This window comes from Streptomyces noursei (assembly GCF_016917755.1).
Classification (GTDB): Bacteria; Actinomycetota; Actinomycetes; order Streptomycetales; family Streptomycetaceae; genus Streptomyces; species Streptomyces yunnanensis.
The window spans coordinates 8,384,528-8,403,118 of record NZ_CP070326.1 but is presented as its reverse complement, the minus strand read 5'-3'; the positions used below and the strand labels follow the sequence as shown (position 1 = coordinate 8,403,118).

14 protein-coding genes and 2 pseudogenes are annotated in these 18,591 nt (G+C 71.1%); 11 read left to right on the top strand and 5 right to left on the bottom strand.

Annotated elements, in window-relative coordinates; translation table 11 throughout:
* Positions 1-21: 21 nt before the first annotated feature.
* Positions 22-1,272, bottom strand: a complete 1,251-nt coding sequence (locus tag JNO44_RS36450) for a cytochrome P450 (protein ID WP_240167828.1) — start codon at positions 1,270-1,272, stop codon at positions 22-24.
* Positions 1,273-1,977: 705 nt separating this feature from the next.
* Here JNO44_RS36450 and JNO44_RS36445 point away from each other — a divergent pair.
* From JNO44_RS36445 to JNO44_RS36430, 4 genes are all read left to right on the top strand, one after another.
* A complete protein-coding gene (locus JNO44_RS36445; protein WP_205368320.1) occupies positions 1,978-3,066 on the top strand; it encodes a VanZ family protein in 1,089 nt (362 codons plus the stop codon).
* A 166-nt stretch (positions 3,067-3,232) separates the two neighbouring features.
* Positions 3,233-5,293: a hypothetical protein gene (locus tag JNO44_RS36440; RefSeq protein ID WP_205368319.1), complete on the top strand. Its 2,061-nt coding sequence runs from the start codon at positions 3,233-3,235 to the stop codon at positions 5,291-5,293.
* Positions 5,294-5,590: 297 nt separating this feature from the next.
* On the top strand, positions 5,591-5,965 hold the full coding sequence (locus tag JNO44_RS36435) for a VOC family protein (RefSeq protein ID WP_235095332.1): 375 nt from the start codon (positions 5,591-5,593) through the stop codon (positions 5,963-5,965).
* Complete coding sequence (locus JNO44_RS36430; protein WP_420882771.1) at positions 5,962-6,291, top strand: hypothetical protein; 330 nt, start codon at positions 5,962-5,964, stop codon at positions 6,289-6,291. Before JNO44_RS36435 ends, JNO44_RS36430 begins: the two co-directional genes overlap by 4 nt.
* Positions 6,292-6,791: 500 nt before the next feature.
* Here JNO44_RS36430 and rph read toward each other — a convergent pair.
* A pseudogene (rph, locus tag JNO44_RS36425) lies at positions 6,792-9,420 on the bottom strand (rifamycin-inactivating phosphotransferase).
* A 794-nt stretch (positions 9,421-10,214) separates the two neighbouring features.
* Between rph and JNO44_RS36420 the strand changes: the two are divergent.
* Entirely contained in the window at positions 10,215-11,630 is a 1,416-nt protein-coding gene (locus tag JNO44_RS36420; protein WP_205368317.1) for a hypothetical protein, read from the top strand.
* Positions 11,631-11,751: 121 nt separating this feature from the next.
* Here JNO44_RS36420 and JNO44_RS36415 read toward each other — a convergent pair whose 3' ends face one another.
* Positions 11,752-12,174, bottom strand: coding sequence for a MarR family winged helix-turn-helix transcriptional regulator (locus JNO44_RS36415; protein ID WP_205368316.1), 423 nt, complete (start codon positions 12,172-12,174; stop codon positions 11,752-11,754).
* Between JNO44_RS36415 and JNO44_RS45330 the strand changes: the two are divergent.
* From JNO44_RS45330 to JNO44_RS36400, 4 genes and pseudogenes are all read left to right on the top strand, one after another.
* A pseudogene (locus tag JNO44_RS45330) lies at positions 12,067-12,411 on the top strand (alpha/beta hydrolase fold domain-containing protein); the annotation flags it as partial. The gene JNO44_RS36415 and the pseudogene JNO44_RS45330 overlap by 108 nt on opposite strands.
* A 56-nt stretch (positions 12,412-12,467) precedes the next feature.
* Positions 12,468-12,593 carry a hypothetical protein gene (locus tag JNO44_RS45325; protein ID WP_275695821.1) on the top strand — a complete coding sequence of 42 codons (126 nt, stop codon included), beginning with the start codon at positions 12,468-12,470 and terminating at the stop codon, positions 12,591-12,593.
* A gap of 235 nt (positions 12,594-12,828) precedes the next feature.
* Positions 12,829-13,218, top strand: a complete 390-nt coding sequence (locus JNO44_RS36405) for a GPI anchored serine-threonine rich family protein (protein ID WP_205368315.1) — start codon at positions 12,829-12,831, stop codon at positions 13,216-13,218.
* A gap of 109 nt (positions 13,219-13,327) precedes the next feature.
* Positions 13,328-13,846: a hypothetical protein gene (locus JNO44_RS36400; RefSeq protein ID WP_205368314.1), complete on the top strand. Its 519-nt coding sequence runs from the start codon at positions 13,328-13,330 to the stop codon at positions 13,844-13,846.
* Between the two features lie 113 nt (positions 13,847-13,959).
* Here the strand turns inward: JNO44_RS36400 and JNO44_RS36395 are convergent, their stop codons facing one another.
* A complete protein-coding gene (locus JNO44_RS36395; protein ID WP_205368313.1) occupies positions 13,960-14,892 on the bottom strand; it encodes a LysR family transcriptional regulator in 933 nt (310 codons plus the stop codon).
* A gap of 108 nt (positions 14,893-15,000) precedes the next feature.
* On the opposite strand from JNO44_RS36395, the gene JNO44_RS36390 reads away from it, so the two are divergent.
* Together JNO44_RS36390 and JNO44_RS36385 are read left to right on the top strand one after the other, a co-directional pair.
* Positions 15,001-15,846, top strand: a complete 846-nt coding sequence (locus tag JNO44_RS36390; RefSeq protein ID WP_205368311.1) for an oxidoreductase — start codon at positions 15,001-15,003, stop codon at positions 15,844-15,846.
* Positions 15,847-16,079: 233 nt separating this feature from the next.
* A complete protein-coding gene (locus JNO44_RS36385; protein ID WP_240167827.1) occupies positions 16,080-17,501 on the top strand; it encodes an MFS transporter in 1,422 nt (473 codons plus the stop codon).
* A 477-nt stretch (positions 17,502-17,978) separates the two neighbouring features.
* Here the strand turns inward: JNO44_RS36385 and JNO44_RS36380 are convergent, their stop codons facing one another.
* Positions 17,979-18,566, bottom strand: a complete 588-nt coding sequence (locus JNO44_RS36380; RefSeq protein WP_205368309.1) for a cysteine hydrolase family protein — start codon at positions 18,564-18,566, stop codon at positions 17,979-17,981.
* Between the last annotated feature and the right edge of the window lie 25 nt (positions 18,567-18,591).

The window sequence follows — 18,591 nt, the reverse complement described above, 5'->3', positions numbered from 1 at the left end:
CGCCGGCCTGCCGCCTCCGCCTCAGGCCGCCAGGCGCAGGGGCAGCGACTTCAGCCCGTGGATGAAGTTCGACACCAGCCGCTGTGGCGGTCCGGCCACCGCCACAGCGGGCAGCAGCGCGCAGGTCTCCTCGTAGAGCACCCGCAGTTGCAACCGGGCCAGATGCGCGCCCAGGCAGACGTGCGGGCCGTCGCCGAAGGAGACATGGGGATTGGGCGAGCGCGCCAGGTCCAGTCGGCCGGGGTCGGCGAAGACCCGCTCGTCGTAGTTGGCCGAGCCGTGGAAGACCACGACCTTGTCGCCGGCGCGGATCCACCGGCCGGCCAACTCGGTGTCCGTCGCGGCGGTCCGGCGGAAGCTCAGCACCGGCGGATGCCAGCGCAGCAACTCCTCCACCGCCGGGCCCACCGCGACCGCGCCGCCGCGCAGCGCGGCATAGCCGTCCGGGTGCCGCGCCAGCGCCAGCAGCCCGCCGGGCGCGGCGCTGCGGACGGTGTCGTTGCCCGCGATGGTCAGCAGGAAGAAGAACATCTCCAGTTCGGGCACGGCCAGTTCGGGGTCGGTGGCGAGCACCGTCATCACGTCGTCGCCGGGGTACCGTCGCTTGTGCGCGGCCAGCTCGCGGGCGAACGCGAACATGTCCTGGAGCATCGCCGGGGAACGGGGGTCGGCGGGCCGTCCGTCCGCCCCGGCCGCCGTCGGGCCGGCCTCGTCCGGGTCCTGGTAGCCGATGACCCGCCGGGTCCAGTCCAGCATCAGCCCGCGTTCACCGGGCGGGACGCCCAGCAGATCCGCGAGGTTGAGCAGCGCGTAGTCGTCGGTGACGGCGCTGACGACGTCGCACCCGCCGTCGCCGGACCGCGCGGTGTGCACCGCAGTGGTCAGCAGCGCGCGGGCCCGCTCCCGCACGGCGGTCTCGAAGCGGTCCACCCGCCGTGGGGTGAAGGCCCGGCTCACCAGCCGCCGCAACCGCCCGTGTTCCGGCGGATCCTGATTGAGCATCATCCGCCCGATGAACGGCAGGTCGGCGGGATCGGGGTCGCGGATCTGGGTGGCACCCAGCTGGGAGGAGAAGGTCCGGGCGTCCTTCAGCACCCGTACGACGTCCCGGTGCCGGGTCACCGCCCAGAAGCCGGGGCCGGCCGGCCAGCCGAACACCTCCGGCTCGTCCTGCCAGGCCACCGGGTGGTGGTCGCGCAGCAGCCGATACGCGTCGTGCGGCAGGCCCTTGGCGTACTGGCGTGGGTGGAAGATGTCTGGGACTTCTGGCAACCGTGGGGCCGCTGACACCTTCAGAACCTCCTGAATCTCCGGGACTTCCAGGTCCTCTGGGAGCTCTGTGTTCTCCAGGATCTCTGTGTCCTCCGGGATCTCTGGCGCGGTAGGGGTGGCTGGGGTGGTCGGGGCGTCTGGCTCGTCCGGCGGAAGGGCCGCTTCGGGGGCGTACGGCTCCCCGGGCCCGACGATTCCCGCGGTCCCGCGGTCACGCGGCCGCCGTTCCGCCGCTCGCGGAGCCGGTGCTGGTGCCGATCGAGTGGCCGATCACCTTGTGCGGAACCCCGCTGTGCAGGGTGTGCGGGAGGATGAAGGAAGCCACGCGCTCTCCACCTCTGTACCGGGCCGGACACCGCCGACCAGCTAACGGGACGATGCCGACCACCCTGACCGCCCCCACCCCGCCCCGCAAGGGCGCCGCGGCCCCATTCCCACGCCCGCTCCCACCACGGTTCACCGTTTGGCGTGACGCTCCGTCACCGGCGTCGATCGGCAACATGGTGGCACGGTGGCACGGGGAAACGGAGACACGGAGACACGGGGGAGGGAGAGAGGAGGTCATGGTGGAGGAGCGGTGACGAGGCCGCAGCATGGGGCGAAGCGACAACAGAGACCAGGCAATAGGCGACAGACAACAGACGGCCAACCGACAGACAGCCAGCCACCAAGGCAGCAAGGCACCAACCAACCAAGGGAAAACTCGTGATCGAAGCATCCATCGGGGCACTGCCGGGCCTCATACCGGTGTTCCTCGTCCTCGCCGCGGTGTTGGGATTGGCCGCCGCGGCGGTCGCGAAGGCGAAGGGCGGTTCCGTCGTCCTGTCGCTGCTGTGCGCGGGTGCCCTGGCGGGCGTACTCGTCGTGACGCTGCTGCCCGGGGGCGGAGGAACGGGGCAGGGCGCATTCTGCGACACGGGCCTGCCGGGGTGGGCTTTCTTGGGCTCGGAGTCGTCGCGCCTGAACGTCGCGCTGTTCGTCCCGATCAGCTTCCTCGCCGTGCTGCTGTTCCGGCGCCCGATCGTGGTGCTGTCGGGGTCCTTGCTGCTCACCGGATGCATCGAACTGGTACAGGCAGTAGGGGAGTTGGGGCGGGCGTGCAGCTACGACGACCTCAAGGCGAACGCGCTGGGTGGGTGCCTCGGGGTGCTGTTCGGCGTCGTTGCGTTGTGGGTCCGGCAGCGCCGCTGGCCCCTGACGCGCAGGGACACCTTGTGGGGTGCCGGCTCGGCAGCGCTCGGGGGACTGCTGCTGACCGGGGCCTTCGCGGCGGCCGTCGAACCGGTTCATGGGGACGCGCAGGCGCAGGCCCGGCGCGCGCTGGAGTTCGCACAGGAGTCGTGGCTGGACGGAGCCATAGCGGACCTGTACGGCCGCCCCGAGGACGGCATGACGGTGATCCGGAAGAAGGTGGCGGAGGGGCGTTGGCGGCTGGAGGTGGATCTGGGCCGGCGTGGGTCGCTCGTCGTGCGGTGGCCGGAGCGGCGGCTCGAACGGTTCAGGTGGGAGGAGCCGGACGGGGACAGGGGCGGGGCGGCTGGTGCCGGCGATGGGGTGCGGGCCGCGGGCCGGGCGCGGAGCGCCGGTGACCGGTTCGTCGGGAAGTGGTTCCCCGAGGTGCGGGCGGGGGCCGAGGTCACGGTCGTGCCGTTGCGGGATGGGCGGGGCGGTCACGTGCTGAGTTATCGGGATCCCGCGTCGGGGGGCGGGGGACCGGCGTGGCTGGAGGCGAGGGTGTCGCCTGGCGGCCGGGTGGTGGAGGTGACGGCGCACGGCGTCCCAAGGGTCGGCTGACGTGCCTGTGCCTGTGCCTGTGCCTGCGTCTGTGGCAGTGCCCGCGTCGGTGTCGATACCGGCTCCGGCGCCTGTGCCGCGGTCTGTGCCTGTGCCTGTGCCTGTGCCTGTGCCGGGGACGAAACCCGTTCGTGGTCGTCCGAGGTGGCGATTAGGCTGTGCGTCCATGGAATCCGCAGGTGAGGGCCGCGTCACGTTCGACTGGCAGTCCGTGGTGTACCGCGACTTCGACGTCGATCTGGACGAACCGGGCAGTCGGAGCGGGGCGGCTCTCGACGCCCTGCTGGACGACCTGGGTGTGCCGGAAGGGGAGGGCTGGGCGCTCGTCGGCGCGTGGGCGGAGCAACTGTCCCGGGCATTGGCGGCCGGGGTGCCGGCGCTGCTCCGGCGGCTTGCCCACCCGGACGTGGCGGTGCGACGCATGGTGCCGGTGGTGCTCGCCTATGCGGCCGCTCCCGCCGACGTGATCGTCCCGGCGATCCGCGAACACAGCCTGCACGCCCCCGATCCCGCCGTCCGGCTCGGGCTGTTGGTGGTCCTGGGACGGTACGCCGACCGTCCCGCCGTACGTGCGCAGTTGCGCCGTTGCCTGCGGGGCGAACCGGCCGACGCGCTGGGCGCCGCACTGGGGCTGCTGCTGCGCCCGGCGCCACGGCCCGGCGGGGCGTCGGCAGTTGTGGGCTCCGGCGCGACCTCCACGACGGACGGCGCCGGACCCGTCGAGGACGCGGTGGTCGAGGCGCTGGCACTCTGCGGAGGTGAAGCCGGAGCGGCACTGGGGGAGTTGGCCTGGTGCGATCCGGAGTGGGCCGGCGCGGTGCCGTACGGCCCGGTGGACGCCGTCGACTCCTGGCTTGTCGGCACGCCCGAGGTGCGCTCGCGCTGGCTGACCCTGATGCTGGCGGCCCTGGGTGACGGCCGGCTGGACGCCGTCGCGGCGCGCGTCCTTGTTGAGGCCGCGGACCGGCTGTACGCCGCGGACTCCACGCGGTACGCATGCCACGCGGCGGCCGTGGGGGCGCTGCTGGACCACCCCGACCCGGCGGTACGGCGGGCCGCGGCATCGACCAACTACCTTCAGGCATGCGGCAGTTACCTCGATGCGCTGGCAGTGGCCGCGAGTGGCCCCGCGGCCCGGCGGGATCCCGAGGTGGCACAGGCGGCGTTGGCCCGGCTCGCCCGACGGGGCGACCGCAGGTGTCTGCCGGGCCTCCGGGAACGTGTGGCCGCGGGCACCGCAGGGGCCGAACTGCTGCGCCCAGCCGCGGCGTTGGCCGAATACCTGTGGCCGGCGATCCGGGAACGGCTGGCACAGGACCTCCCGGCAGCCGAGGTCAACGCGCTGCTCACCGGTACGCAGCAGTGGCGCGGCGGCGGCCCGGCGGTGCCGGAGGTGGTGGCCGCGCTGGAGCGGTTGAGCCGACGCGTCGACGCCACGGTTTCGGGCGACCCGCACGCCCGCCCCGAGTTCATCGAACTGGAGGCCGCGTCGGCGGCCTGTGCGTTCCTGCGCAGGTGGGGGCTGGACGACGCACGAGCGCTGGCGGTGCTGCGGCGGGTCGCCGTGGGCGCCGACCCGGAGACCGGACTCGCTGCCATCCGCGCCCTGATGGGACAGAACACCTCGACGGACACCACGACGCGCTCCTCAACGCGCTCCTCAACGCGCTCCTCAACGCACTCGTCAACGCGCTCCTCAAGGCACTCTTCAACGGACTCCTTGACGGACGCAGCGGCGGACTCGGCCGACTCGGCCGCGGGCGAGATGGCGTCCCAAGTCATCCCGCTCCTCCTGAACGTGTTGGCCCGCCGTCATCGGCCCGGCCGCGTGGCCGGCCGGCGCGGCTGGCGGTTCGACGACAACGCCTGTGGCTGGCTGGGAGAGTTGGGACCGCGCGCCGGGGCCGCGGCGCCCGCGCTGCGCGGCATGCGCGACGACCCGGCGGAGGCCGGCGCCCTACGCGTAGCCGCCGCTGACGCACTGTGGTACATCACCGGGGACGCGACCGGCGCAGTGCCTGTGCTCCGGCACTTCGCGAACCCCGGCACCGCCAGCGCCACCGCCGCCACCATAGTCACCGGACGTGCCCCCGTGGCCAACGAGGGCGGTGTCGACGCCGCTCTGTTGGCACGGGCCCAGGACGCCCTCCGACGCATCGAGCGCGAGATCGCGGCGGCCGGCCCGGGCGACGAGGGCGACGACGACCGGCCAGCCCCTACGGGCTGAGGCGGCGCCCGGGGGCCTGTCCACCACCCTGCATCGACAGGCACGGACAGTCGAAGTTCGCCCCATGCCGATCGCCCACCGAAGGCGGGGCGACTACCCGGGACCGACGGCGGGTCTTCGACGGGATCTTGTGGAGGGCCAGGACCGGCTCGCCGCGACGAGACGCCCCGAGCGGGTACGGGACGTGAGAGTCGGCGTACTCCGACCTCCGGCGCCGGCGGATCGACGGCGCCCGAGATCCCGCGTCCGCAAAGAACTCCAGGTCACGCCGATGCCGACGACGTGAACGAGTGAGAGGTGTCCGTCGACTCGACCGTTTGCCGTGCTCACCACCGTCTCAACGCCCCGGATGGGAAAGTCCTGCACGCGGAGATCAGCATCCAAGGGTCCACCCTCATGCTGGGTGACGCTGAAGGACCCGCCTTCGCGGCACCGACCAGCATCGGCGGCACCACGGTGGCGCTCCATGTCTTCGTCAAGGACGTCGACGCGCTGGCCCGGCAGGCCACTACGGCCGGGGCGGAACTTCTCCAGCCGCCGACCGACCAGTTCCACGGCGACCGCACGGCCATCCTGCGCGATCCCTACGGACATGTATGGGTCTTCCTCACGCACGTAGAGGATCTGACCCCGGATGAAATCGCTCGGCGGGCCCAGGCGCTCGGTCGCTGAGCGTTGATCCGTCGGACAGGCGCTCTCTCCGGCTCCAACCCCGGCCCTCCGCCACGCCCGTACGCGAGGCCGTCGAGCGAGTCTCCCGGCGCATGGACACAGCCTTCCGGTGGGTCAATCTTGAGATCCTTGGCAACACCGACGGGTTCTTGCACGCGCATGTCTGGCCACGGTTCGAGTGGGAGCCGATCGACTTGGTGAGCAAGCCGGTCCGGCTCTACCCCCACGACGGTTGGACCGACGAACAGTTCGCACTCGGCCCGCAGCACGACGCGCTGCGCCAGGCCATCGGGGACGAGCTCGACGGTCTGCGCTCGGCGAACTGACGGCAGCTGATCGAGAAGCGGCCTTGCCTGAGCACGCGGTGGAGGTTGGGCGTGCCTGTGGCGCCCGCCGGCACATCCGATGGCGACGGACTCGGGACCCGCAGGGAGCATGGCGCAGGCAGACTTGCGGGGGTTGTCCATCGCAGTGGGTTGCCTGGACCACCAAGGGGCAGTACCTGTACTTGCGGTACCGCCACGGCGAGGGGGCCGTCGAGCAGCATCCGTGCGAAGACCCTGACACCTGGGACGGCGAGGAGTCGACACTCCGGACCCGCTGGGACGATCGGGAACCCAGAGCGGCCGTATCGAACTCGCCGACCTCCTCGCCAGGGCCGGTCTGCGGCTGGCGCCGGACGCCGAGGTTCGCACCCCATCGCCCACGATCGACAGGACAGCCTGGGTGCCATCGACGACGCCGACTTTCCCCACGTTATGACGGGCATGCCTGGCGTCGTTCAGTCGGAAGTTACGTGGGGCTTGGGGCTTCACGGTGTGGTCGGTCACGGCAGGATCTCGACGTACCCGTCGGTTCCGTGCACGCGGATCCGCTGCCCGTCCCGGATCAGCCGGGTGGCCTGCGCCACGCCCACGACGGCCGGCAAGCCGTACTCCCGGGCGATCACCGCGCCATGGGTCATCAGGCCGCCCACCTCCGTCACCAGGCCCGCGATGCCGACGAACAGCGGCGACCAGCTGGGGTCCGTGAAGGTCGTGACCAGGATGTCGCCGGCTTCGAGATCGGCCTGCGCCATGTCGAGGATGACACGGGCTCGGCCCTCGATGGTCCCGACGGAAACCGGTAGACCGATCAGGGCGCCGGCCGGCACGTCGTCGCGCCGGTACGCCCCGGAAAGGGCCTCACCGTCCGAGGTGAGCACCCGGGGCGGCGTGAGCGCGTGGTACGAGCGGAACGCGTCCTTGCGCTGCTGGATGAGCTGGTCATCCACCTGGTTCGAGCGCACGACGTCGTGGAGTTCCTGGAAGGTGAGGTAGAAGATGTCGTCCTTCTCAGGAAGCACGTCGGCCTGCACGAGGCGCTCGGCCTCCTTCAGCAGGGCCTGCTTGTAGACGAAGTAGCGGCTGATGATGCCGTACTTCGGGTACTCCCGGTACCCGATGAAGGTTCTGACCCGGTCGATCATCCGCTTGGTCTCGTCGGCTTTCCGGTCCCCGTCCGGCAGGGCCCGCAAGCGCGACAGCACGTCCTGTTTCTTCTTCCGGGCCTTCTGCCGGCCTTGTTCGAAGCGCCGCTCGGCGGCGCCCGGCTCGAAGTTCCGGACGTTGTCGAGGATCACGGGCACCAGCGTGGTGGGGCGCTCGCGCCAACGTGGCCTCGTGATGTCGATCTCGCCGACGCAGCGCATGCCGTAGCGGTCGAGGTAGCCCTCGATGGCGGCGTGTGCTTCGGCCCCGCCCGCGAGCTTCGTCAGCTCGTCCAGGAAATCCTCGTCCTCGACGCCCTGGAGGAACGCCACCACCTCCGGCCGCGCGCGGATCACGTCCGCGACGTCGAGCAGCGCCAGGCCCATTTCGGAGGTGATGTTGTCGGGGGCGGACAGTGTGAGCGTGTCAGCGACGTTCTTCTCGCCAAGCCACTCCTGCAGCTTGTCGTTGAGCCACCACGTGGCCTCCATCCCCGCCATGATCGCCTGAAGGTTCAGTGGATCACCGAGGACTCGCTTGTGCTCCTCGAAGGCCGTCAGCAGGAAGTCGAACAGCGCCGGTCCGGTCTTCGTCCGGATGTCGCGCTCCAGGGCGGCGACGGACTCCCGGCTGCGCTCGATCAGTTCGGTGACGATGGCCGGATCGGTCGCGATCGGGGTGGGCGCGCCGCTGGCCGGCGGCCCGCCGGACTGCGGCCTGCTGGACTGCGGTCTGCCGGGAGGGGCGTCCGGGAGCGACGGGACGAAATCATCGTGGCCGAGGACGGTCTCCAGAGCGTCCCTGACCAGCGGATCGCCTCTCCCCATGAGGTCCAGGAGGGCGGCGCGGCTCGTGGGCGAGGCCAGGCGCCGGGTGGCGTCGACGAACAGCCTGCCGCCGGCCTCGTGCATCGGCACCATGGCCGTCAGCTGCCACATGGAGAGCCCCAGGGGCTTCATGGGGTCGGTCATCATCTGCTGATGACCGACGGAGACGTAGACGTGATTCTCCTGGTCGCCGGCCTCGGGGACGGGGAACAGCGTCGTGATCGGCCGGCTCTGAACGATCTGGAAGCCGTCGTCGGCCAGGCACCATTCGATGTCCTGCGGGCGGCCGAAGTGTGCCTCGATCCGCCGACCGAGCTGCACGAGCCGCACGACCTGCGCATCCGTCAGCGCCGGCTGCTCCTGCCGCTGCGGGGCGATCGCCACTTCCTGCGTACCGCCGGCCGGCAGGGCGTGAACGGCACGCGTTTTGGAGGCGATCGCCTTGGCGACGACTTCGCCCTGCCGCACCGTGAAGACATCCGGGTTCACCAGGCCGGAGACCAGGGCCTCGCCGAGGCCGAAGCCGGCGTCCACGGTGGCGACCTTCCGGTTTCCCGTGACGGGGTCGGCGGTGAACAGGATGCCGGCCGCATGAGGGAAGACCATCTGTTGCACGACCACGGCCATCCGGACCGTACGGTGGTCGATGCCGTTCCGCTGGCGGTAGGTCACGGCCCGCTCGGTGAACAGCGAGGCCCAGCACCGGCTGACGTGCCGGAGGACGGACGCCGGGCCCACGACGTTCAAGTAGGTGTCCTGCTGGCCGGCGAACGAGGCCGTCGGCAGATCCTCCGCCGTCGCGCTGGAACGGACGGCGCAGGCGGCCTGCTCGCCGAGCTGGGCGAGCGCGCGGGTGATCGCCACCGAGATGTCGTCCGGGATGGCGATCGCTTCGATGGTCCGACGAATCTGCGCGCTGAGCGTGCGGATCGCCTCCCGGTCGTCCGGTGCCACGCGCGACAACTGATCGAGCCGATCGTCGATCGACGGCGCTTGCGCCAGGATCCGCCGGAAGGCGTCCGTCGTCACGCAGAAGCCCCCCCGGCACACGGATTCCTTCGATCTGCGACAGCTCGCCCAGATGCGCGCCCTTGCCACCGACGACTGCGATCTGCTTCTCGTCGACCTCCCGAAGGTCCCACACGTACTGCTCGATCACTGCGATACCTCCGAGGCAGCCGCGCTCCGCCGCACTGCGGCGGCCGGTCGAATCACCGGCGCCGCCAGATCTGTCGTATCTCCTGTCGGGCACGTCCTCATCTCCAGGTGTCGTCCCCTCGATGACTCGGCCGGCCGCTTCGCCCTCCCGGGCGGCGCGCACCCCCGCACCTCCGCCCCGAGAGCCCACGACCGCACGACCGGTCCCACCACCGGTTCGACGTCACCGCGTCCTCCACGCGTCGACAACAACACACGCACGTCGTGCCTCCCTTTCCGCAGGTTTGCGGCATCGGCCGACGATTCTGCGCCATGACCGGGGCCTTGCGGCAAGCCCCCCAGTGCGCTATACGTTGAGAGTGGCAAGGAGACGTTTCTCCTTGCCTTTGCTTTTGCCGTCCAAGGGAACCGACAGGCTTCTCGCGGAGCGGTGGAGCGCCGCGTACGGCTGCCGTCCCTCGTCTTGCTGCTGCCCACCGAGCTTCCTTCCGGCTCCCCGCGCCGACCGGTTGCCCGGCGACAGGGCATTCGTCTACCGGATCCCGGCTCCTCCGCTCTTTCACGGCGATTTCATCGGCTGCTCCTAACCTGTGCATCCTCGGGCACGCGCTACGGGGGAGCTGTGCGCCCAGACCGCGGCTCCCCTCACCGGCGTTGGGGATGCTGATGCGCCGGGAGGGCATGCGCCTGCAGACCTGGTGACGACCGTCCCCGCCCCGGGGCCATGGCCTGACCGAAGTTGGCGAGGCAGTGCGCAGCTTCAGCTGTCCGGCGTGCTGCGGGAAGGAGCGCGCCGTGAGTGACTACGTCAAGCGTCTGCCCCCGGGGGCACTGCCCGAGGGCGGCGTGGCGTCCTGGTCGGTCCCCGATGCCGAGCGCTGGAGGAAAGCTCGCGTCCCGGTCGTCTTCGCTCCGGTCGCGGGCAGTTGGGTCCTGCTCGTCCTGGTCGCCGTGTCGTACGTCCTGACCGGTGGGTTCTCGATCTTGCGGTGGGGCGGTGGCGGGTCCGCGCACGGTGGCACCCACTGGCTCGGCTATCCCGGGGCGGTCCTGCTGGCCGCGCTGCCGTTGTGGTACCGCTATCTGCCGGTCCCCACGGTGCCGGCCACGGTCGTGGTCGCGGCGGACGCGGCGGTGCCACTGGCGTCGCCCGACGTGCTCGGCGCCGACGGCCGCCTGGCCGCAAGCGGATACTTCCTGGCCCTGGTCGCCTCCGCATGGGCGTTCACCGGCGCGTGTCTGCGCCTTCGGGCCCGCCGCAAGCAGCGGGCGCTCGCGCTCGCCGCGGCCGGCCGGCGCCGTCACGAACTCCCGGACGGGGCGCCCGAGACGGACGACTACCGCGGGTACCGGCAGTTCTACCTCGGGCTCGTCCTCTGCCTCATCGCCGGCGCCATCCTCACCGACGGTCTCGTCGAGGACCTGACGGCACCGGACCGCGCACCGTACGACGCCGTCGGGCAGCAGATCGCCGCCCTGCTGTTCCTCGTCCCGGGCACCATCGTGTTCGGGTACGGCCACGTTGCCTTCCGGGCGGCGCGCCGCCTGCACGAGCAGCCCCAGCCGGCTCTGATGGTGGGCGTACGGATCGCGCCGGACGGCTACCACTGGCTGTATCCGGATGTCAGCGCCACCTCGGGGCAGCCTCTGATCGCGTACTTCCCCAAGGGCCGGGACGCCGACCGCACGGCGCGGCTCCTGGGCACGAGCTCCACCTACCGACCCGACGACGGGCACTACGACATCGACCCCCGTAGCGAACCCTTCGAGGCGGTCCTGTACGGCGCGCCCTGGGAAGGCGCTGAGGTCGCCCTGGAGTACGCCGTCATCGAACGCAAGGCATACCAGGGGCCGGAGCACACGTATGCCGGCGTCACGGTCGCCCCGCTGCTGCCGCGACGCCGCCATGGCCTCGGCCCGTGGCAGCCGGCCGACGGCGCGGCCCGGGACGCTGCCCGGCGCGAAAAAATCCGCAAGGAGGAGCAGGAAAAACGCGAGCGGGACGAGTGGTGGGCAGCGAGCCTGCGCCAGCAGGAACGGACCTACCGGGCGCGGGGAGCAGGTCGGCCCCGCGGTAGCGGGGCGCGCGGGAAGCGCTACGGCAGGCCCGACAGCTGGGGCGGCGGGGGCGGCTGCGGAGGCGGCCACAGCTGCGGCGGGCACGGCTGCGGTGGCCATGGTTGTGGCGGGCACGGCTGCGGCGGCGATTGAGCGCGAAGACCGCTCCCGAGTCCCGAGCCTCGGACGGTTGGGCGCCGTCCTCCCGGCCACCCGGCACTGCCGCGGGAGGACCCACTCATCCATGGAGCGCCCGATCAGCAGTCCGGGCCGGTCAGCCGGTGGGCGTGCCCACCTGGTCGCGTTCGAGCGTGGAGCGCAGGATCGAGAGGGTCCGCGCGACTGCTGACAGCGAGGGGTCGTCCAGGGTGCCTCCGAGTAGTTCGGCCAGGCCACTCGTGAAGGTCTGCTCCGCCTCCTCGACGAGTCGCGCGCCGTCGTCCGTCAGGGCCAGCAGCGAGGACCGGCGATCCGCCGGGTTCGGCCTGCGGGCGGCCCACCCCTGCTTCTCCAGGCGGTCGATGCCCTTGCTGGTCGCCCCGACACCGATGGCGAATTCGGCGGCGAGGTCCGCCACCCGGCACCCGGGGTGGCCGCGCAGGTAGCTCAGGAACTCGTACTGCGAGGTGACGATCCCGGGAGAGCGGGCCGCGGGGCGGACGGTGGCCCCAACGCAGGAACGATCCGGTACTTCCACGGCGGCGGCTGGGTCTTCGGCTCGCCCGAGTCCGCCCTCTCGCTGACCGGGTACCTCGTGGCCAGGACCGGCCTCGGGGCGTACTCGCTGGACTACCGGCTCGCCCCCGAACACCCCTTCCCGGCCGCGATCGAGGACACCCTGAGCGCCTACCGGGCCCTCCTCGACCGCGGCGAGGACCCCTCGGCCATCGTCTTCGCGGGGGACTCCGCCGGTGGCGGCCTCGTCGTCACCACCTGCCTCGCCGCCCGGGACGCGGGCCTCCCGATGTCGTCCTCGACGTCACTGCCGACGTGCCGCACGTGTTCCAGTCGTTCGCCGGCGTCCTCGACGAGGCGGACGAGGCACTGGACCGTGCCGCCCTCTTCGTGCGTCAGCGGATCCGTGCCGGAGGCGCAGTGCGGATGTCCGTCGGGTAGACGCGTACCGGTCGCCGGTCGCCGGTCGCCGGTCGGCTTGCGACTGGACGCAGGAGTGGTTGCCACTCGGGGTCCTTCTTTACGGTGACCGGAACCCGCCTCATGAGGCAGAAGCAGTCACGCGGGACAGATTGACTGTGTGACGAGTACCTCAGCAGCAAGTTCCCGCCAGCGCCGCTGCCACCCCGCGGGCGCTCTCAGGCACGTCGTTGTGTCCGCTGCGCTGGCTGCCTCGATGAGCGTCAGCACCGGAGCCGACCCCGCGGCAGCGGACGTTCCCCCGGCCCCGGGCGCGTCCACGAGCGTCGGTTCGGACGTTGTCAGCCTGACTTCCCCCCTGAAGGGCGACATCTACCGCGCCGGATCTCAGATGACGATTGCCTGGACCGATCCCAAGGTCCAAACCATCAGTCAGATCGTTTTGGTGACAGGGTCCGATGACGGCCCCCAGCCGGTGATGACCGTCGCTGAGGACGTCGACGCCCAGAGTGGCAGCTACGAGTGGACTGTCCCTGACGATCTGACGGAGGGCCTGTACAGACTGGAGGTGGGGACACCCCCGGATGTGGCGTACTCGGGGCAGTTCTGGGTCGAGCGGCCCGATTTGTTGAGGCTCAACTGGTAGTGGGCGACAACGGGTGTGGCGGCCGCCGCACCCGACGGCATCAAGGCTCGGCTCGTCGGCCGACGGTTTCCCGGGCAACGTCGATCGGGCGGTGCATAGTCTGTCTGCCATGGCGAAATGGGCGTACGTAATAGTCATGCACTTCGGTCATGGCAAGAGCTCGGCGAAGGGGGTCGGCTCGAAGTACAGCTACGGCAGTCCCGAGGCCGCCCGTCGGGCGATGCTGCAGGAGCTCCACGAGCTGAGCGCCGAGTATCAGGACCCCGCGACAGCGCAGCGACTGGGCGATGTCGAGGCAGTCGGGAGCCAGGGGCCGGTGGTACTGGCACAGCACAGTGGGCGGGTGTACCGGCCTCGGGGGAAGGGACGTCAGCAGGTGCCGGTGCCGGTGCAGAACCCGGACGGGGCGGCCGAGCCGGTCACGGTGACGGTGGCCGCCCCGGTGGGCCCGTCGGGCGGCAGCAACTCGCCGGGACGATTGCTCATCGGTCTGGGCGTGCTGTTCCTGGGGGCCGCCGCGATCACGATGGCGGTTGACTGGGGACAGGTCGGCGCTGTCCTCGGCGCGCTGGTCACCGGAGCGATCGGTGCGGCCTGTCTGGTGAGCGGTATCCGCGAGCTCCGCTAGGGTCTGTCCGATGGGTCAGGGTCGGACAGACCCTGAGCGCCGGGACGGGCCGCCCTGAGCGGTCCGAGGCGCTCGGCTGAGGTTGGGATTCCGAGTTGAGAAAAGGCGGAGTGTCACGGGGGCGGTTCGGTTCGGGCGGTGCCGGCTGCCACCATTGCCGCCGCGGCCAGGTAGGCCACCACCAAGGGCCGTTCGTCGTCCCGACGGGCGGCTACCGCCAGATGGGAGGGGGAGATGCCCCTGACCGGCACGGCGATCACCTCGTCCCGGACGACCAGCGAGGCGTTGCCGGTGGCCAGAAGTGCCACGCCCTGGCCGTTGGCAACAGCCTCGTGGGTCTCCTCGGCGCTGCCCACCACCCCGCCGATCCGCGGTGCGCGATCGTCCCGGGCGTCCAGGGCCAGCCAGTAGTCCCGTAGCGGACCAGCCTCGGACGGGAGCGCGAGGAACGGCTCGTCGAGGAGATCGGTGAAGTCCACCGCCCCCTCGCTGTCCGCTGCGGCCCGTGCCGCCAGGGGGTGCCCCTGCGGCAGTGCCACAAGGCGGGGCTCCTGGGCCACCACCGCGTACCGGTAGCGGTCGCCGTCCGGCAGCGGCAGCCAGACGAAAGCGACATCGCTGGATCCGTCCGCCAACCCGGCACTGGGATCGGCCCAGTTGACCTGCCTGAGGACGGGCCGTGCGTGCGGATGCCGGGAGACCAGCCGGGTGCGCAAGGCGGGCAGCAGTCCGCGGCCCGGGCTGGTCGACATGCCGATCACCAGGGTGTGCAGCTCGGCGGCCTTCGCCTCCTCCACCGCCGCCTCGGCGGCCTCCCATGCGGCCAACATCCCGCGGGCGTGCGGCAGCAGGGCTTTCCCCACCACGGTCAACCGCACCGCCCGCCGGTCCCGGTGGAACAGATCCGCGCCGACCTGCTTCTCCAGCATCCGTATCTGTTTGCTGAGCGCGGGCTGGGAGACGAACAGCCGCTCGGCGGCCCGTGTGAAGTTCAACTCCTCGGCGACTGCGGCGAAGTAGCGCAGATCGCGTCCATGGACATCCATAACTCATGGCTATCACAACAGGTCTTGGACGAGGTCCCGGATCCCGGCGAAGGATGGAGGTCGTCGGCGGGGAAATCCCGAACTGCGGTTGATGAGGGAGACGAAGAGATGACCGAGAACGGCAAGGTCTGGCTGGTCACCGGTGCGAGCAGCGGTTTCGGGCGGGCCATCGCCGAGGCCGCGGTCGCCGCCGGTGACACGGTGGTCGGCACGGCCCGACGGCCCGAGGCACTGGCCGACCTGGTCGCCGCGCACCCCGACCGGGTGGAAGCGATCGCACTCGACGTCACGGACGGCGGGCGGATCGACGCGCTGGCCGCCGACGTCCTGGCTCGCTACGGCCGGGTGGACGTGCTGGTGAACAACGCCGGGCGCACACAGGTCGGGGCGTTCGAGGAGACCACCGACCGGGAGCTGCGCGACCTGTTTGAGCTGCATGTGTTCGGCCCGGCGCGGCTGACCCGGGCGCTGTTGCCGCAGATGCGGGAACGGGGCAGCGGTTCGATCGTGAACATCAGCAGTTTCGGCGGGCAGTTGTCCTTCGCCGGGTTCTCCGCGTACAGCGCGACCAAGGCGGCGCTGGAGCAGCTGTCTGAGGGGCTGGCCGACGAGGTGGCGCCGTTCGGCATCAAGGTGCTGATCGTGGAACCCGGCGCCTTCCGCACCAACCTGTTCGGCAGGGGCGCGGCCTACTTCTCCGTGGAGCACCCGGCGTACGCGGAGAAGGTCGGTGCCACCCGGAAGGCGGTGCAGGGCGGCGACGGCACGCAGCCCGGGGACCCGGCGAAGGCCGCGGCGGCGATCCGACTGGCCTTGGACGCCGAGAACACCCCGCTGAGGCTCGCCCTCGGCGGTGATGCGGTGGACTCCCTCGTCGGACACCTGGACGCGGTGCGGGCCGAACTCGCCACGTGGGAGAAGGTCTCTCGAGGGACGGACTTCGACACGCAGTGACACGGCAACAAGGGCCTGCCCCACACAGCCGGCAGTCGGCAGGCAGTCGGCAGGCAGCGGGGGTAGCAGGCATGCCAGGCATGTAGCGCTACGTCGGGCGGTGGGACTCTCGCCGCCGGTGTCCGCTCACCTCACCGCGCCAGGCTGTCCCGCTAGCAGCCGGCCCGTCAGAGGTTGCCCCTGCCCCCCTCGTCTCGATCACACACCGTCAAGAATGTCTCAGGAGCGCCTTGATGAAATCCCTGCTCAAGTCATCCCCAGGGGCCGGAGCCGGAGCCGGAGCCGCGGCTCCGCACGCGGCCCGTGGCGGATCCTCCACGGTGCTCGGCGCCGCCCTGTTGGGCTTCTTCCTCATCTCACTGGATGCGTTGATCGTCACCGTCGCACTGCCCGACATCGGCCGCAGTCTTGGCGGCGGTATGTCCGGCCTGCAGTGGGTGGTGGACGGCTACACGCTGATCTTCGCCGCCCTGATGCTCTCCGCCGGCGCCCTGTCCGACCGCATCGGGGCCCGCCAGGCGTACGGCGGCGGCCTCGTGCTCTTCGGGCTGGCCTCGGCCGCGTGCGGACTGGCGCCCGGTCTCGGTGTACTGGTGGCGGCGCGGCTGGTGCAGGGGGGTGCGGCAGCGGTGATGATGCCGGCCTCGCTGGCGCTGGTCCGGCAGGGCTTTCCCGACCAGGCGAAGCGGGCCCGGGCGATCGCCGTCTGGACCGTGGGTGGTGCGGTCGCGGTGGCGGCCGGGCCGGTGCTCGGCGGGGCGCTCACCGCATCCGTGGGCTGGCGGTGGATCTTCTTCGTCAACCTCCCAGCGGGCCTGCTGGCGCTCGCCCTGCTCACCCGCGTACCCGCCTCCCCACGGCTGCCCGCCCGTCTTGACGCGGTCGGGCAGGTGACGGCGGTGGTCGCGATGGGCGCGCTGACGTACGGCGTGATCGAGGGCGGCGACAAGGGCTTCGGCCGGCCAACCGTGGTGGTGTCGCTGCTGGTGGCCGCGGGCGCGGCAGCCGCCTTCCTCGCCGCGCAGGCCAAGGGCTCGCACCCGATGCTCCCGCTGCCGCTGTTCCGCTCCCGGGTGGTCGCGGTGTCCTTGATGGTCGGTTTCATGCTCAACGCCGCCTACTACGGAGGGGTGTTCACCTTCAGCCTGTATCTGCAGCAGGAACGCGGTCAGTCCGCCCTGCACGCGGGCCTGATGTTCATTCCGATGACGGCACTGGTCGCCGTGGTGAACCTGGCCTCGGCGAAACTGGCTTCGCTGTTCGGCCCGCGGGTGCCGATGGTCGCGGGACAACTGGTCGGGACGGCCGGGCTGTTGACTCTGCTCACCGTCGGACCGCACACCAACGTGTGGGTGGTGGCCGCGCTGATGGTGCCGGTCGGCCTCGGCGGGGCGCTGACAGTCCCGGCGCTGACCGCGATGCTGCTCGACGCCGTCCCCGCAGACCGGGCAGGCACTGCGTCCGCCGTGCTCAACACCGGCCGCCAGGTCGGCGGGGCCATCTCGGTGGCGGTCTTCGGGGCGCTGCTGTCCGGGGCGGACACGTTCCTGGCCGGCATGCGGTGGAGCATGCTGCTCGCGGCGGCCGGACTCGTCCTGACGGCCGGCGCGACGCTGACGCTGCCGCGGGCCCGGCGCGGGCGTACGGAAGCGTGAGCCGGGCTGGGCGGCGACGGCCCAAGCGATCGCCGTCCCCCCCCGCGTCGAAGAGCGGGAATTCCGGCCGTGGGCCTGTGGCCAACACTCTGGAGCGGTTGTCGGCGGCGCCGGTCAGGGCAGGCATCAGAGGAGGAGGGCGCCCGTACCTCCGGAGGATCTGCCGGCAGCCCTGGCCCCGAACGACGCCAACGTCCGCGCCATGGGCCGTGGGACGAAGGAAACGAGAAGATCTGACTCTTCTCGTCCCATGAGATCCTTTTGTGAGTCAGGAGAATCAATACGTCCCGCCGCACGCCCCGCCGCCTGGGATCTGCTCACACAGATCGAGAACATTCCGACAGAGTGGTGCTGACGTGCCCTTGGTTGTGGTTGTGGTTGTGGCCGTGGCCGATCCAGGAGTTGTCCAAGGCCATGTCGCCACCCGGACTGCGCCGTAACGACAACCAGGACCCAGGCGGTTTCGTTTCCAGGAGGTCAGGGGCGGACGGCGGCCAGGAGCTGGTCGGTCGTCACCACCCGGGCGAAGCGTCCGCCGTGCAGCGAGAGAGCACTCGCCCGGGCCAACTCGTCGGCCGTCAGATGCCAGCCGTTCGGGCCGGTCAGGTCGAAGGTGTGGGTGGCATCGAGGGCGACCAGCACGTCGTAGCCGAGGTTGCCGCCCATGCGGGCGGTGGTCTCCACGCACATATTGGTCTGGATGCCGGCCAGTACAACCTGGGTGATGCCCGCCGCCTTGAACCAGTCGTCGAGGTCGGGGGTGCCGTAGAACGCCGAATTCACGGACTTGGTGACGAGCAGCTCCGGCCCGCCGCCCTTGCCGCGCCGCTCCTCGACGTACTCCTTGAAGTCGTTTCCCTCCTGCCCGGTCCGCAGCGGCGAGCCGGGTTCGTTCGAGTCGTGCCGCACGAAGACGACCGGCCGGTCCGTGCCCTGCCAGGCCGCGATCAGCGAGGCGATGTGCTCGTCGGCGGCCGGGTTGTTGCGCGGGCCCCAGAACTCCGACTCGTCGAAGCCCTTCTGCACGTCCACCACTACCAGCGCCGCGTTCTGTGTGATCTCCATGTCCACGATCCTGCCGTCCCGCCGG

What these genes read in the sequence shown, in the direction of transcription:
- JNO44_RS36400 (WP_205368314.1), top strand. Translation starts at nt 13,328, where the DNA reads ATGGCGAAATGGGCGTACGTAATAGTCATGCACTTCGGTCATGGCAAG.
- JNO44_RS36380 (WP_205368309.1), bottom strand. Translation starts at nt 18,566, where the DNA reads ATGGAGATCACACAGAACGCGGCGCTGGTAGTGGTGGACGTGCAGAAG.
- JNO44_RS36440 (WP_205368319.1), top strand. Translation starts at nt 3,233, where the DNA reads ATGGAATCCGCAGGTGAGGGCCGCGTCACGTTCGACTGGCAGTCCGTG.
- JNO44_RS36385 (WP_240167827.1), top strand. Translation starts at nt 16,080, where the DNA reads ATGAAATCCCTGCTCAAGTCATCCCCAGGGGCCGGAGCCGGAGCCGGA.
- JNO44_RS36390 (WP_205368311.1), top strand. Translation starts at nt 15,001, where the DNA reads ATGACCGAGAACGGCAAGGTCTGGCTGGTCACCGGTGCGAGCAGCGGT.
- JNO44_RS36395 (WP_205368313.1), bottom strand. Translation starts at nt 14,892, where the DNA reads ATGGATGTCCATGGACGCGATCTGCGCTACTTCGCCGCAGTCGCCGAG.
- JNO44_RS36405 (WP_205368315.1), top strand. Translation starts at nt 12,829, where the DNA reads ATGAGCGTCAGCACCGGAGCCGACCCCGCGGCAGCGGACGTTCCCCCG.